Genomic DNA, 15,494 nt, shown 5'->3' with positions numbered 1-15,494 from the left:
CTGCGCCACCCCCACCTCCGGCTCCTCCCCACAGGGGGAGGAGAGCAAGTTGCGGTTCAGTACACGTCGGCCTGATACCGCCCGGCCTTCTTAAGCGCCGCGAGATAGGCCACCGCGTCCTCGGGGCTCTTGCCGCCGAACTGCGCCGCCACGTCGATGATCGCCCGCTCGACGTCCTTGGCCATGCGCTTGGCGTCGCCGCAGACGTAGAAATGCGCGCCGCCCTCCAGCCACTTCCACAGCTCGGCGCCGTTCTCGCGCATCCGGTCCTGGACGTAGGTCTTCTCCGTCCCGTCCCGCGACCAGGCCAGGGACAGGCGGGTGAGCACCTTGTCGTCCTTCAGGCTGTTCAGCTCGTCCTTGTAGAAGAAGTCCGAGGCCTGCCGCTGGTGGCCGTAGAACAGCCAGTTGCGGCCCGGCGCCCGCGTGGCGGCGCGCTCGCGCAGGAAGGCCCGGAACGGCGCGATGCCGGTGCCGGGGCCGCACATGATAACGTCCTTCGACAGGTCGGCCGGCAGTCCGAACCCGTGCGCCTTCTGGATGTAGACCTTCACCCTGGTCTGCTCGGGCAGGCGCTCGCCCAGGTGCGTCGAGGCCACGCCCAGCCGCAGCCGCGAGCGGTGGTTGTAGCGCACCGCGTCCACGGTCAGCGACACGCGGCCGACATCCATCTTGGGCGAGGACGAGATCGAGTAGAGCCGCGGCTGCAGCTCGTCCAAGGCCTCCAGGAAGACCTCGGCGTCGGGCCGCGCGCCCGGGAACTTGTGCAGCGCGCCGAGCACGTCGAGATAGGCGGCGTCGCCGTCCGGATCCTCGCCGGAGGCGAGCGCCTGCGCCTTCTTGCGCGCCGCCCCGGAGGTGAGCAGCGACAGCAGCTGGTACAGATTGTCGGGCGCCGCGCCGAGCGCGTAGTTGATCAGCAGGTGCTCGCGCAGGGTCCTTTCCCCGATCACCCGCTCGGGCCGGGCGCCGAGTTCCGCGATCACCGCATCCACCAGCGCCGGGGCGTTGGCGGGGAACAGGCCCAGCGAGTCGCCGACCTCGTACTGGATCGGCGTGCCGTCGAGCCCGATCTCGATGTGCCACGTCTCCTTCTCGCCGCCCGGATCGTTGAGGCGTCGACGGGACAGGAACAGCGCCTCGACCGGGTTCTCGCGGCAGTAGCCGAGCGGGCCGAGATCGGCCGCCGCCTTCGGGGCGTCGTCCTCCGCCTTCGGCGCCGCGGGGGCGCCGCCGGCGGCGGCGAACTCCTCGTCCAGCTTCTTGAGCATGCGCAGGGTCTCTTTGCCGCCGGGCTGGCAAAGGTTCAGGCGCGCCTCGTTCTTGAGGAAGATGGCGTTGGCGTAGTCGGCGCAGTTGTAGCCGCACTGGCCGCAATCCTGCTGGGCCATGGCGGCCATCAGCTTCTGCGGTTCGGGCCGGTCCTTCGCCATCGCCATCCGGTCGGCGATCGGCACGGACGGGTCGTGCCAGGGGGCGTCGTCGTTGTCGGCGAGTTTGGGGCCCGTGGCGGGGCCCTCGCCGGGCGCGAGCGCCGTCGCGCCCGCGACGGCGGGGCCGAGCAGGGCCGCGAAGTAGCCCGAGAGCCAGGCGCGCTGGTCCTCGTTGAAGGGCGCGGTCTCGGGGATCAGGACGAGGGGGGGCGAGACGTAGTGGGTCATGCGGCGGCCTTCAGGGCGGGCTGGTCCTCGGCGGCGTCGCGGAGCGCCTCCGCGCCGGTGCGGCTGGTGAAGGCCTGGAAGCTCTCCTCGGGGCCCTGCCGGAGGGCGAGATAGGCGCGCAGCAGCGCCTCGACGCGGGAGGGAACGTCCTCGGCCTTCACGGCCTTCCAGATCTCGCTGCCGATCTTCGGGTTCTCGGCGAAGCCGCCGCCGACCACCACGTCGTAGCCCTCGACGGTGTCGCCCTCCTCCGAGACGACGACCTTGGCGCCGATCAGCCCGATATCGCCGATGTAGTGCTGGGCGCAGCTGTGGTGGCAGCCGGTGAGGTGGACGTTCACCGGCACGTCGAGGTTCGGCAGGGCCTTCTCGATGTGGTCGGCGATGATCAGGGCGTGGCCCTTGGTGTCGGAGGCGGCGAACTTGCAGCCGCGGGCGCCGGTGCAGGCCACGAGGCCGGAGCGGATGCCGGCCGCCTTGGTAGTGAGGCCGAGATCGAGCACCCGCTGCTCAACCTCGGCGACCTTCGCGTCCGGAACCCCGGAGAAGATGAAGTTCTGCCAGACGGTCAGGCGGATCTGGCCGTCGCCGCACTCGGCGGCGATCTTGGCGAGCGCCCGAACCTGATCGCTGGTCATCTTGCCGACCGGCAGGACCACGCCGATCCAGTTGAGGCCGGGCTGTTTCTGGGCGTGGACGCCGACATGGGCGAACCGGTCGGTGGCCTTCCGCGGCGCGACCTGCTCCGGCGCGACCCGGTCGAGCTTGCGGCCGAGCTTGTCCTCGACGGCCGCGAGGTACTTGTCGAAGCCCCAGGCGTCGAGGACGTACTTCATCCGGCTCTTGTTGCGGTTCGTCCGGTCGCCGTTCTCGATGAACACCCGGATGATCGCGTCGGCGACGGCGTTGCAGTCCTCCGGCTTCAGCACGATGCCGGTGTCGCGGGCGAGGTCCCGGTGGCCCGAGATGCCGCCGAGCACGAGGCGCATGTAGATGCCGGGCGGCATGGAAGCGCCGTCGAGCACCTCCACGGCCTGGAAGCCGATGTCGTTGGTCTCCTCCAGGGTCGGCATCACGCCGCTGCCGTCGAAGGCGACGTTGAACTTGCGCGGCAGACCGTAGAGCGAGCGGTCGTTCAGGATCCAGTTGTGCCAGGACTTGGCAAGGGGGCGCGTGTCCAAGAGCTCCTGCGTGTCGATACCGGCGGTGGACGAGCCGGTGACGTTGCGGATGTTGTCGGCGCCCGCGCCCTGGGCGGTCAGCCCGATATCGGTGAGCCCGTCGAGGAACGGCTGGGCGTGCTCGGGGCCGATCTCGCGCACCTGCAGGTTCGCCCGGGTGGTCACGTGAACGTAGCCGCCGCCATGCTGGTCGGCGAGGTCGGCGACACCCGCGAACTGCCAATGGTGCAGGATCCCGTTGGGGATCCGCATCCGGCACATGTACGAGACTTGGTTGGGCGCGACCCAGAACATCCCGTGGTAGCGCCAGCGAAAATTGTCCTCCGGCTTCGGCTGCTTGCCGGCGGCGGCCTCCTGGATCAGGCGATTGTGGCCGTCGAACGGGTTCTCGGCGCGCTTCCACTTCTCCTGCTCGCAGAGCTTGCCGCCGTCCTTGACGGTCCGATCCTGCGCCTTGATGTGGATCGCGTCCGGGCCGGTGGGCTCGGTGGGTGGTGCGGCCGCTCCGGCCCCGCCCGTGGCGAGGCCGCCGGTCAACCGGACGGCGGCGATGCCGGAAGCGAAGCCTTCGAGGTAGCGCTTCTGCTCGGCCTCGAACGCGCCCGCGGCAATCTGTGTGGTGGTCTCGGACATCCGCGCCTCCTCAAGCAGCCAGCGGCTCGGGCGCCGGGCGCCCGAACATCAAGTCGTCCACGCTCTCGATCGGATCGCCGGAGCGGATCAGCCCCTTGCAGGCGCCCTGCTCGGCGATGTCGCCGACGAATACTGCGCCGATCAGCCGGCCCTCGCGCACCAGCAGTTTGCGATAGAGGCCGGCACCGGGATCGGAGAGCACGATCGCCTCGGCATCGTCGGGCGTATCCACGATCCCGGCCGAGAAGACCGGCAGGCCCGACACCTTCAGGCTCGTGGACAGAGCCGTCCCCCGGTACTCGGCCGGATGACCGGCAAGGTGGCGGGCCAGCGTCTCGGCATGCTCGTAGGCGGGCTCGACCAGGCCGTAGATCTGGCCGCGGTGCTCGGCACACTCGCCCAGCGCGAAGATGCGCGGATCCGAGGTCGTCATCCGGTCGTCGACCGTGATGCCGCGGCCGATCGTCAGCCCGGCTACCTGCGCCAGCGCCACCGAGGGGCGCACGCCCACCGACATCACCACCAGATCGGCCGGAAGAACGGTACCGTCGGCTAGGACGAGGCGCTCGACGCGGCCATCCCCCTCGATCCGGTCGGTGTCGGCCTTGAGGATGACCCGCACGCCGCGCGCCTCCATGGCGCGCTTCACCAGCCCGGCGGCATGGTGATCGAGCTGGCGCTCCATCAGCCGGTCCATGACGTGGAGCAACGTCGTGTCGACACCCAGGCGCGCGAGGCCGACCGCAGCCTCGAGTCCCAGAAGGCCGCCACCGATGACGATGGCCCGGGCGTGCTGGACCGCAGCCCGCCGGATCGCCGCCACGTCGGCGAGATCACGGAATGTGATGACGCCCGGGAGATCCATGCCTGGCTTCGGCAGGCGGATCGGCAGAGACCCGACCGCGAGCACCAGCTTGTCGAAGGGGAGGACGTGGGTCTCGCCGACGATCACGAGGCCGTTCTCGCGGTCGATCCGCGTCACCGGAGCGCCGGTGATCAGGCGAATGCCGTGATCCGCGTACCAATCGAGGCCGCGGAAGGCGCAGGCTGCCTCATCGACTTCGCCGCCCAGCAGCGAGGAGAGCAGCACACGATTGTAGGCGGCCGTTGGCTCGGCGCCGATGCAGGTGACGTCGAAGTGGCCCGGTGAACCCTCCGTCAGCCGCTCGAGGAAGCGCAGGGAGGCCATACCGTTGCCGACGACCACCAGTCTCTCGCGCGGCAGTCCGGTCTCAGCGCCCGCGTCGTCTGCGCAGGTGTGCATTGAAGATGTCGCCATCGCTCGATCGCGTCTGGAACCTCGATTGCAGGATCGTTGGCGGACCGCCCACGAAAAAGCCGCTGCCGGTTGGCTCCCAGCAGGCTTCAGCCCCAGGAGAACCGGATCAGCGGCCTCGCTGACGGCGCTGCCCGTCGCCGTTGACGGACGACACGTATCGAGCAGGTTTCGTGCCAGATTTGGGATGGAGCGCTAAGCGCCCGCGGCGGCTCGCGAAATGCCGATATTCCGCGGCATCGCGTCCCCCCCGTTGCGTCGCAGGTGCGCTGCACAAAAATGAGGCGGGCGACAGCCAAATCGGCAGAGTCGGCGCAGTCCGGATGTCAGGAAGCCGCCGCGTGGTCTACTCAGTTTCGCAGTTCAGCCTGCTGGCTCGATTCGCGATTACGCCGGACCAAGCGATCGCAGGCAGGCTCACCGGCGCGCAGGCCTTATCGTATCTGCGCTGTTGTGCGGCGCCGATCGATCAGATCAGGGATGACAGGATCGCCAGAAGGCCCAGCGTCGGCATGGCGCCCACGGCGAGGGCCCAGTACCAGGCACGGTTTGCGCCTGGACGGCGGTTGTCGTTGCACGCCCGGGGGACCCGGCCGCCTCGGCGTACATACCGTCGAAGCTCGACCCGCATGCGCGGATGCGACGTCAACGAACCAGTGTCGAGTTTGCGGCATCCGGGCATGGCGAGAGCACAACGGCCGAGGACGTCCGCCGTTCCAGCACCGACCGTGACGCTGCCCCAGGAAAATGACGAAAGAGCTCGGCTGTCTCCGGGCTCACAGATCCGCGGCAACCGCCCGGTAGATGTCGGGCCTGTAGACTGTCGCCACCGCGGCCTCGAGATCGCCCCGCCCCGATATCTGCCGCGACAGCCACATTTGCTGAACGAGCCAGCGGGCTTGGTCGAGGCTGGGCTCCTGAACGGTGGTGCCGAAGCGGAGATGCGCCCCGTCCGTTGCCTCTGCGGCCGTGGCGCCCGGCATGGCGGCGGCGAGGAGCGTCGCGTCAAGACCGAGATAGTTCCGGCGGGCGAGGCGGTGGATCAACTCCGGCCGGTTGTCCGGGTCGGCGCACCAGCGCCCGGCCCGCGCTACCGCCCGGACCAGCGGCTGGAGGGCGCCGCCAAGTCGCTCCGATACGGCCAGTACCTTCTCCGGCGCGTCAGGCGCCAGCGCGTGCCCGAGCACCGCGACATGCCCATGGCCAGCGGCAACCGCCACGGCGTTCCACGGAGCGCCCGCGCAGAAGCCGTCCACAAGACCCCGCGCGAGGGTCTCGACGCTGTATTGCGGCGGGACCACGACCGTTCGCAGGATCGTCGGATCGAGGCCGCCGGCTTCGGCGAAGAGCCGAAGCTGGTAGGTGTGGCACGAGAAGGGATGGACCGTGCCGAGGGTCAAAGGTTGGCCAGCCCGGTGCCGAGCCTCGGCGACCTTGGCGAAGGCACGGGCGACCGCCTCCAGCCCTGTCCCCACCGGCTGCATGTCCGCCCAGAGGCCACACGACAGGGTGATGGCATTGCCGTTGACGCTGAGCTGCACGGGCACGATCAGGTCGGAGGGTGGTCCCGACAGGGCGAGGCGGCTTGCAAGCGCCAGCGGCGCCAGCATGTGCGCAGCGTCGAGGTGACCGAGTGCCAGCCGGTCGCGCAGCGTCGCCCAGGACGGCTCGGGTGTCAGGTCGAGGTCGAGCCCTTCGGATCGCGCGAAGCCGAGTTCGTGTGCGGCAACTAGGGGCGCCGCGTCGCAGAGCGGGACGTAGCCGAGTTGAAGCCTCATCCGAGCAGGTCCGCGGTCGTCACGATGGCCCGGGCGATGTCGGCGATCTTGCGCTTCTCGTTCATGGCCTTCCGGCGCAGCTGCTTGTAGGCCTCGTCTTCCGAGAGACCCTTTACGCTCATCAAGATGCCTTTGGCCCGCTCGATGAGCTTCCGGTCGGCGAGTTCGCCCCGCGCCTCCGAGAGTTCACGCTGAAGGCGTGCGAAGGCATTGAAGCGCAGGATCGCGATGTCGAGGATCGACTTGATCCGCTCCGCACGCAGCCCGTCGACGACGTAAGCCGAGATCCCGGCATCCACGGCGGCCTGCATCATGGTGGAGTCCGAGCGGTCCACGAACATTGCCACCGGCCGCTCGACCTGGCGGGAGACTCCCGACATCTGCTCCAAGATGTCCCGGCTCGGGCTCTCCAGATGGATGACCACCACGTCGGGCTTGAGCGCGGTCAGGCGTTCCGTGAGGTCGGCCGTGTCGGGGATGATCACGACGCGGCCGACGCTGGCCGCGCGCAACCCCTCTTCCAGGATCGCCGCTCGCGCGCGGCTTGGATCGATAACGGCGACGGTCAGGCTGGATTCGGTCATCGGAGCCCGGTTCGGGGCGGATCCTCGCGGCAGGGCACCCCGTCGGGGCATCCCAAGCCAAGCAAGGTATATGCCCTTCGGCGACGGCCGCCGGGAAGGCCGCGGGCGCTCGCATCGCGTCCGATTTCACGCCTTCCCCAATGCCATCACTTGCAACGACCGCGAAAAGATCCGGTCCAGCTTCCGCCGCAATGCTGGCCGCATCCTGCAGGTCTAGAAGCGGTCATGGAGATCGGTGATTCGGATGCGCAGGCCAAGTCAGCCCGCCCTCACGGACGCCGCCACGGGCCGCGTCTCGATGCCGTTCCTGCCAACGCTGGCCGTCGTGGCACTGCTGGGCGTCGCCTCGCTCTATTGCCCGTCCTCGAATCCGGCCCGGCCTGTCGTCCAGGCGAACGTGGCGCAACTGGATCCTCTCACGACTGAATCTCTTCCCTCGATCCCTGCCGCGCCGTCGCCGACGGCCTTCGTGCGGTCGGGCGCCAACGTTCCGGTGCCGAGCCGGATGCCGGCCTCGCTGGCTTTCGCGGAAGCCTATCCACTCGACGGGCTGGTGACGAAGACGGCACTCTCGACCCTGCACGCGGGAGGTTCTGCTCGGCCGGCGTCGCGCCTCGCCGCCGCGAACCGCCGCTCCTGTCCCGGCCGCCGCTGCCCGGAAGCGCCGCAGCGCGGCGCCGACCCGTTCGCCGCCGCCCACGCGGAGGCCTCAGAGGCCGCAGAGGACGGTTCGCTCCCCAGGCCGGCCCTGCCGTTTGTCGACACGGTGGCCGACACTCTGGCCCCCGCCGCCCGTGTCGTCGGAGACGCAGCCGAACTCGTGCGCACCGGCGCTGCGGCCGTGAAGGGCTCCGTGTCCCTAGCGGTGGCCGAGTGCCTGCGCTGAGGCAACGCGCGGACCGGACTGTACGGCTGAGATCTTCGAACTTCGGTGCTGCCGGGCTCCCGCTCCCCTCATGCGGGAAAGGATTGGGAGCGGGGACTGGTGCCAAAGGCGCAGCACTGCCTCATCTTCAACCATCCCCACCCCAGGCTCCTTCCACGAGGAGGGAAAAGCGCTATCGCCGCAGGATGTTGGTGCGATCCTGGAAAGTGTGGGCCGGGTGGCCCGCAGGGTTGGGAGCGAGAGCCGTGAATCCGGCTGTTGCGTCATCTCCAGACGAGGTGGATGTCGCCGAAGCCGTTTCGCCCGGCGAGCCAACCGTAGGCACGGAATGCCCGCGTCCCGGCCGATACCCGGTTCAGGGCGTGCCACGGCCAACGCTGCCTTCCCCTCGCCCTCCTACTCTCGACCTCTGACCTTCGAGCGCTTGCCCTAGACCTCTTGCACTCCCGTCCTAGGTGCATCGCAGCGGACGGTCCGGGCAGCCGTCCCTGGACCGGAGCCGGGGCCGGATGGCTGCACGCATCGAGGATTACGCGCTTGTCGGCGATTGCCGCAGCGCCGCGCTGATCAGCCGTCAGGGCAGCGTCGACTGGCTGTGCTGGCCGCGCTTTGACGCGGCTGCCCTGTTCACCAGCCTGCTCGGTACCGAGGCGCACGGTTTCTGGAAGATCTTCCCCGAAGCCGAGCATGTCGAGACACACTGGAGCTATCGGCCGGGCAGTCTCGTGCTGGAGACCCGGCACGTCACGCGCCAGGGCGAGGTCTTGGTCACCGATTTCATGCCGATCGGCGACGGATCTCATCTGGTGCGCCTCGTCGAGGGCGTGCACGGGCGCGTCGCCATGCGGATGGAGATGGCGGTCCGGTTCGATTACGGCTCAGCCGTACCCTGGGTGTCGCGATCGGAACTCGGCGACCTGCGCGCCGTCTCAGGCCCCCACAAGGTGGTGCTGCGCACCGACGTGCACCTCAAGGGCTCGGACGCGCAGACCACGGTCGCCGAGTTCACCGTGCATGCCGGCGACAAGCACCGTTTCGTCCTGAGCTACGGCCCGTCCCACGAGGACGACCCGGTCGCCATCGAGCCGCGCAAGGCGCTCGAGATTGCCGACCAGGCGTGGCGGGACTGGTCGAGCCGCTGCGCCGGCGGGACCGCCTGGGACCGGATGCTGCAGCGCTCCCTGCTGACCCTCAAGGCGCTGATCTACGAGCCCACTGGCGGCATCGTGGCGGCGCCCACCGCCTCCCTCCCCGAGGGGCTCGGCGGCGAGCGCAACTGGGATTACCGATTCTGCTGGCTGCGCGACTCCACGCTGACGCTCATCGCCCTGATGGATGGCGGCTACATCGACGAAGCCCGCAAGTGGCTCGACTGGCTGCAGCGGGCCGTGGCTGGAAACCCCGAGCAGGCACACATCCTCTACGGTATCGGTGGTGAGCGACTGCTGCCGGAGATCGAGCTCGACTGGCTGCCGGGCTACGAGAACTCGAAGCCCGTGCGGATCGGCAACGCGGCCTCCAGCCAGTTCCAGCTCGACGTCTACGGTGAGTTGTTCGACGCGCTCTACCAAGCCCATGCCCGCGGCTTGCCGGTGAGCAAGGACGGATTGCGGGTCGGGCTGGCGATCCTGGACCATCTGGAGCAGGCGTGGCGCCGGCCCGACGAGGGGATCTGGGAGGTGCGCGGGGGCGCGCGCCACTTCACCCATTCGAAGGTCATGGCCTGGGTGGCGTTCGATCGTGCCCTGCGCATGCACGAGATGCACGAATCCGGCGCCACCGAGGAGCATGCCAAACGCTGGCGCGCGGCCCGGGACGCGATCCACGCGGAGGTCTGCGAAAAGGGCTTCGATCCCGAGCTCAACAGCTTCGTTCAATCTTACGGATCGAAGGCGCTCGACGCGAGTCTCCTGCTCATCGCCCATACCGGCTTCCTGCCGCAGGACGATCCCCGGGTGGTCGGCACGGTCGAGGCCATCGGCACGGGGCTGATGCGGGACGGCTTCATCCTGCGCTACGAGACGCAAGGGCAGACCACCGACGGCCTGTCGGGCAACGAGGGGGCGTTCCTGCCCTGCACGTTTTGGTACGCAGACAACCTGATCGGCCTCGGCCGGCGGGACGAGGCGCGGGCGATCATCGAGCGCCTCGTCGGCATCTGCAACGATCTCGGCTTGGTCAGCGAAGAATACGACGTGCAAGCCAAGCGCCTTGTGGGTAACTACCCCCAGGCCTTCACCCACGTCGCGCTCGTCAACACGCTCCTCAGCTATACGCGCGGCGAAGGGCCGGCGGACCGGCAGGGTGGTAAGGGCAATGGAGCTCCTCCCGCCGTCCTGCGGCAGCGCGAAGCCGCGAAGCGGACCGCGCGAGGCGAACTGGAAGATGCGACATCATGAGCGGTGCTGACACTCCCGCCAAGGCGGCCCTCGCTGAGATCGACACGCTCAGCATCAACACGATCCGCACCTTGGCGATCGACGCGGTGCAGAAGGCCAATTCCGGCCATGCCGGTGCGCCAATGGGGCTCGCGCCGGTGGCCTACACTTTGTGGAACCGCTACCTGCGCTACGATCCGGCGCACCCGCACTGGCCGAACCGGGACCGGTTCGTGCTGTCCTGCGGCCACGCCTCGATGCTGCTCTACGGGCTCCTGCACCTCGCGGGCGTCGCCGAGAGCGACGGTGGCAACGCTCCGGCGGTGTCGCTGGAGGACATCAAGAAATTCCGCCAGCTCGACAGCCGGACCCCGGGCCATCCGGAATACCACTTCACCACCGGCGTCGAGACCACCACGGGCCCGCTCGGCCAGGGCGTCGCCAACTCGGTGGGCATGGCGATGGGCAGCCGCTTCCTGGCCCAGCACCTGAACCGGCCGAACCTGCCGCTGTTCGACTACAACGTCTACGCGGTCTGCTCGGACGGCGACCTGATGGAGGGCGTGGCCTCGGAAGCCGCCTCGCTGGCCGGCCACCTGCGGCTCGCCAACCTCTGCTGGATCTACGACGACAACACCGTCACTATCGAGGGCCACACGGAACTCGCCTTCGGCGAGGAGGTGGCGACCCGGTTCCTGGCCTATGGCTGGCAGGTGCTGCGCGTCGCCGACGCCAACGACGTCCATGCGCTCGCGGGCTCGATCGAGACCTTCCTCGCCACGAACGACCGGCCGACGCTCATCATCGTCAAGTCGGTGATCGGCTACGGCGCGCCGAAGAAGCAGGGCACCTCCAAGGCCCACTCGGACGCTTTGGGCGAGGACGAGGTGAAGGGCGCCAAGCGCGCGTATGGCTGGCCGGAGGATGCCCAGTTCCTCGTGCCGGACGGCGTGCAGGAGAATTTCCGCAACGGCATCGGCAAGCGCGGCGCCGGGCTCTACGATGCCTGGCAGGGCCTGCTCGCCGAAGCCAAGGAGGCCGATGCCGACCACGCCGAAGATCTGAACGCCTTCCTGGAGGGCCGCCTGCCCGCGGGCTGGGACAAGGACATCCCGGTTTTCGAGCCGGACGCGAAGGGCCTCGCGACCCGCGAATCCTCCGGCAAGGTGTTGAACGCGATCGCCCAGCATGTGCCGTTCCTGCTCGGCGGCTCGGCCGACCTCGCGCCGTCCAACAAATCCAACCTGACCTTCGAGGGCGCGGGCTCGTTCGGCCCGTTCTCGCCGGGCGGCCGCAACCTGCATTTCGGCGTCCGCGAGCATGCCATGGGCTCGATCGTGAACGGGCTCGGCCTCTCCGGGCTCAGGGCCTACGGCGCGACCTTCCTGGTCTTCGCCGACTACATGCGGCCGCCGATCCGGCTCGCCTCGCTGATGGAGCTGCCGGTCTTTCACATCTTCACCCACGACTCGATTGGTGTGGGGGAGGACGGGCCGACCCACCAGCCGGTGGAGCAGCTGCTGTCGTTGCGCTGCATTCCGGGCCTGGTGACCCTGCGCCCGGCCGATGCCAACGAGGTCGCTGAGGCCTACCGGGTGATCTTCTCGCTGAAGAACCAGCCGGCGGTCCTTGCACTCTCCCGCCAGCCGCTGCCGACCCTGGACCGGACGAAGTACGGCGCGGCTTCCGGAACCGCCAAGGGCGGCTACGTGCTGGCGGATTGCGACGGCACGCCCGACGTGATCCTGCTGGGATCAGGTTCCGAGGTGCAACTCTGCGTCGGTGCTTACGAGGCGCTGAAGGCCGAGGGCGTGAAGGCTCGGGTGGTGTCGATGCCGTCCTGGGATCTGTTCGAGCGTCAGGATGAGGCCTACCGCGACTCGGTGCTGCCGCCCGCCGTCAAGGCTCGGGTGGCGGTGGAGCAGGGCAGCGTCATCGGCTGGGACCGGTACGCCGGCTCCGAGGGCGCGATCATCGGCATGCACACTTTCGGCGCCTCTGCGCCGATCAAGGATCTCCAGACCAAGTTCGGTTTTACCCCCGAGAAGGTGCTGGAGACCGCGAAGGCGCAGGTGACCAAGCACAAGAAGTAGCCTGACGGCTTCCGCCTCCCTCCAGCTGGGGGGAGGCGAGTGCGTTCCGGATCCGGGACGCAGTCCGCTGACGAGGAAACGACATGAACGCGCTCAAGGCCCTGCACGACGAACAGGATCAGGCGGTCTGGCTCGACTTCGTGGCCCGCGGCTTCATCGCGAAGGGCGAGCTGAAGCAGCTCGTGGAGCGCGACGGACTTCGGGGCGTCACCTCGAACCCGTCGATCTTCGAGAAGGCGATCGGTCACTCGGACGAGTACGACGACAGCCTGAAATCCGTGCAGGCGACCGGCGACAGCCGCGTCATCGATCTCTACGAGGGGCTCGCCATCGCCGACATCCAGGCGGCGGCCGACGTGCTCCGCCCGGTCTACGAGGCGAGCGACGGCGCCGACGGCTACGTCAGCCTTGAGGTCTCGCCCTACCTCGCCCTCGATACCGAGGCGACGCTCGCCGAGGCGCGCCGCCTGCATAAGGCTGTCTCCCGCGACAACCTCATGGTGAAGGTGCCGGCGACCCCCGAGGGCATCCCGGCGATCCGCCAGCTCACCTCCGAGGGCATCTCGATCAACGTCACCCTGCTGTTCTCGCAGGAGGCCTACGAGGCCGTGGCTCGCGCCTTTATCGACGGACTCGACGCGCGCGCGAAGGCCGGCCACGACGTGTCGCGGATCGCCAGCGTGGCGAGCTTCTTCATCAGCCGGATCGACGTGCTTGTCGACAAGCTCCTCGACGAGAAGATCGCGCAGGCCAACGACCCGGACGAGAAGTTCGCCCTGGAGCAGCTGAAGGGCAAAGTGGCGATCGCCAACGCCAAGCTCGCCTACCAGCGCTACAAGGCCATCTTCGCCGAATCCAAGTGGACCGCCCTCGCTGAGAAGGGCGGCAAGGCGCAGCGCCTGCTCTGGGCCTCCACGGGCGTGAAGAACAAGGCCTACTCCGACGTCCTCTACGTCGAGGAGCTGATCGGGCCGAACACCGTCAACACGATGCCGCCCGCCACCATGGACGCGTTCCGCGACCACGGCGTGGTGCGGGCCACGATCGAGGAGGACGTGCCGGGCGCCGAGGCGGTGATGAACCGCCTCGCCCGGGCCGGGATCGACATCGAGGCGGTCGCCGAGCAACTGGTGAAGGAGGGCGTGCAGCTCTTCATCGACGCCGCCGACAACCTGCTGGGCGCCGTCGCAGGCAAGCGCGTCGCGCTGCTGGGTCACCGGCTGGACGGCCAGAGCCTCTCCATGGACGACACCCTGGCGGCCGAGGCGAAGAAGGCTGTCGAATCCTGGCGGGCCAGCGGGTCGATCCGCCGGCTCTGGGCGGGCGACGCCTCGGTCTGGTCCGGCCACGACGAGGCGAACTGGCTTGGCTGGCTGCACATTGTCGAGGAGGAGCTGGAGAAGGCCGCCGACTACGCTGCCTTCTCCGACTGGGTGAAGGCGCAGGGTTTCACCGACGCCGTGGTGCTCGGCATGGGTGGGTCGAGCCTCGGCCCGGAGGTGCTGAGCCTGACCTATGGCCAGCGCGAAGGTTTTCCGAAGCTCCAGATCCTCGACTCGACCCACCCGGATCAGGTGCGCGCCCTGGAGGCGAGCATCGACCTGGGCAAGACGCTGTTCATCGTCGCGTCGAAGTCCGGCTCGACGCTGGAGCCCAACGTGTTCCGTGACTACTTCCTGGCCCGCGCCAAGGTGGTGCTCGGCGACCGGGCCGGCGACCATTTCGTCGCCGTGACCGATCCGGGCTCCGACATGGAGCGTGCCGCGAAGGCGGACAACTTCAAGAAGACCTTCTACGGGGTGAAGCAGATCGGCGGGCGCTACTCGGTGCTCTCGGCCTTCGGCCTCGTGCCGGCCGCCGCCATGGGCCTCGACGTGAAGGCTCTCTTGGAGACGGCGCGCATCATGGTCCGTTCCTGCGGCCCGGCCGTGCCGCCGGCCGTGAACCCGGGCGTGCTCCTCGGCACGGCCATGGGCGCGGCGGCGCTGGCCGGCCGCGACAAGGTGACGATCGTCGCCTCGCCGGCCATCGACAGCTTCGGCGCCTGGGCGGAGCAGCTCATCGCGGAATCGACCGGCAAGCAGGGCAAGGGCCTCGTGCCGGTGGACGGGGAACCGGTCGGCGTTCCGGCGGTCTACGGGCACGACCGGTTCTTCATCTACCTGCGCGTCGACGGCAAGGCCGAGGCGGCGCAGGATGAGGCCCTGCGCGCCCTGGAGCGAGACGGCCATCCGATCGCCCGCATAACCCTCGACTCCATCGAGCAGCTGCCGCAGGAATTCTACCGCCTGGAGATGGCCACCGCGGTCGCCGGTGCGGTGATCGGCATCAACCCGTTCGATCAGCCCGATGTCGAGGCCAGCAAGGTCGAGACCAAGAAGCTGTTCGCGGAGGCCGAGGCGAGCGGTGCCCTGCCTTCCGAGACCCCGCTCTTCGCCGACGACGCGGTCGCGCTCTACGCCGATCCGCGGAATGCCGAGGGCCTGCCGCAGGCATCCGACGGCCTGGAGATCGCGCTGAAGGCACAGCTCGCCCGGCTCAAGGACGGGGACTATCTCGGACTGCTCGCCTACGTGCCGCGCGACGAGCGTGCGGCTTCGATCCTCCAGGAGGCGCGGATCGCCGTGCGCGACGTGCGGAAGGTCGCGACCTGCCTGGAATTCGGACCGCGGTTCCTGCACTCGACGGGTCAGGCCTATAAAGGTGGCCCGGACACCGGCGTGTTCCTGCAGATCACCGCGGAGCCGTCGCAGGATCTCCCCATCCCCGGCCGTAAGCTCGGCTTCGCCACCGTGGTGGCCGCGCAGGCGCGGGGTGATTTCGCGGTGCTCGCCGAGCGCGGCCGCCGGGCGCTCCGGGTTCACATCAAGGGCGACCTCGAGACCGGGCTGAAGCGCGTGGCGTCGGCGCTGAAGGCGGCTGTGGCGTAGGTTGCCCACCCTCTCTCCTCCCCCTTGCGGGGAGGAGCCGGAGGTGGGGGTGGCGCAGGATAGACCGCGCCGCTCGATCCTGGACCACCCCCAC

At 68.9% G+C, this 15,494-nt stretch carries 9 protein-coding genes; 4 read left to right on the top strand and 5 right to left on the bottom strand.

Annotation, left to right across the window (positions count from 1 at the left end; translation table 11 throughout):
* Positions 1 to 56 precede the first annotated feature (56 nt).
* The 5 genes from MMSR116_RS19945 to MMSR116_RS19925 all read right to left on the bottom strand — a co-directional run bounded on the left by MMSR116_RS19945 (position 57) and on the right by MMSR116_RS19925 (position 7,113).
* Positions 57 to 1,661, bottom strand: a complete 1,605-nt coding sequence (locus tag MMSR116_RS19945; protein WP_010685795.1) for a sulfite reductase subunit alpha — start codon at positions 1,659 to 1,661, stop codon at positions 57 to 59.
* On the bottom strand, positions 1,658 to 3,475 hold the full coding sequence (locus MMSR116_RS19940; protein WP_010685796.1) for a NirA family protein: 1,818 nt from the start codon (positions 3,473 to 3,475) through the stop codon (positions 1,658 to 1,660). The genes MMSR116_RS19945 and MMSR116_RS19940 overlap by 4 nt, the downstream gene beginning before the upstream one ends.
* A gap of 10 nt (positions 3,476 to 3,485) precedes the next feature.
* Positions 3,486 to 4,739, bottom strand: a complete 1,254-nt coding sequence (locus MMSR116_RS19935) for an FAD-dependent oxidoreductase (RefSeq protein WP_010685797.1) — start codon at positions 4,737 to 4,739, stop codon at positions 3,486 to 3,488.
* 788 nt (positions 4,740 to 5,527) lie between these two features.
* On the bottom strand, positions 5,528 to 6,529 hold the full coding sequence (locus MMSR116_RS19930; RefSeq protein ID WP_010685798.1) for a CmpA/NrtA family ABC transporter substrate-binding protein: 1,002 nt from the start codon (positions 6,527 to 6,529) through the stop codon (positions 5,528 to 5,530).
* On the bottom strand, positions 6,526 to 7,113 hold the full coding sequence (locus MMSR116_RS19925; protein WP_010685799.1) for an ANTAR domain-containing response regulator: 588 nt from the start codon (positions 7,111 to 7,113) through the stop codon (positions 6,526 to 6,528). The genes MMSR116_RS19930 and MMSR116_RS19925 overlap by 4 nt, the downstream gene beginning before the upstream one ends.
* A 244-nt stretch (positions 7,114 to 7,357) precedes the next feature.
* Between MMSR116_RS19925 and MMSR116_RS19920 the strand changes: the two genes are divergently transcribed.
* From MMSR116_RS19920 to MMSR116_RS19905, 4 genes are all read left to right on the top strand, one after another.
* Positions 7,358 to 7,999 (top strand): hypothetical protein, encoded by a 642-nt coding sequence (locus tag MMSR116_RS19920; protein WP_010685800.1) that lies wholly within the window; start codon positions 7,358 to 7,360, stop codon positions 7,997 to 7,999.
* A gap of 509 nt (positions 8,000 to 8,508) precedes the next feature.
* Positions 8,509 to 10,398: a glycoside hydrolase family 15 protein gene (locus MMSR116_RS19915; protein ID WP_010685801.1), complete on the top strand. Its 1,890-nt coding sequence runs from the start codon at positions 8,509 to 8,511 to the stop codon at positions 10,396 to 10,398.
* Positions 10,395 to 12,470: a transketolase gene (gene tkt / locus MMSR116_RS19910; RefSeq protein WP_010685802.1), complete on the top strand. Its 2,076-nt coding sequence runs from the start codon at positions 10,395 to 10,397 to the stop codon at positions 12,468 to 12,470. The genes MMSR116_RS19915 and tkt overlap by 4 nt, the downstream gene beginning before the upstream one ends.
* An 83-nt stretch (positions 12,471 to 12,553) precedes the next feature.
* Positions 12,554 to 15,400 carry a bifunctional transaldolase/phosoglucose isomerase gene (locus MMSR116_RS19905; protein WP_010685803.1) on the top strand — a complete coding sequence of 949 codons (2,847 nt, stop codon included), beginning with the start codon at positions 12,554 to 12,556 and terminating at the stop codon, positions 15,398 to 15,400.
* Positions 15,401 to 15,494 lie beyond the last annotated feature (94 nt).

It is taken from the genome of Methylobacterium mesophilicum SR1.6/6 (assembly GCF_000364445.2).
In the GTDB taxonomy this organism is placed as follows: domain Bacteria; phylum Pseudomonadota; class Alphaproteobacteria; order Rhizobiales; family Beijerinckiaceae; genus Methylobacterium; species Methylobacterium mesophilicum_A.
This window is presented reverse-complemented; position numbering and strand designations above follow the sequence as displayed.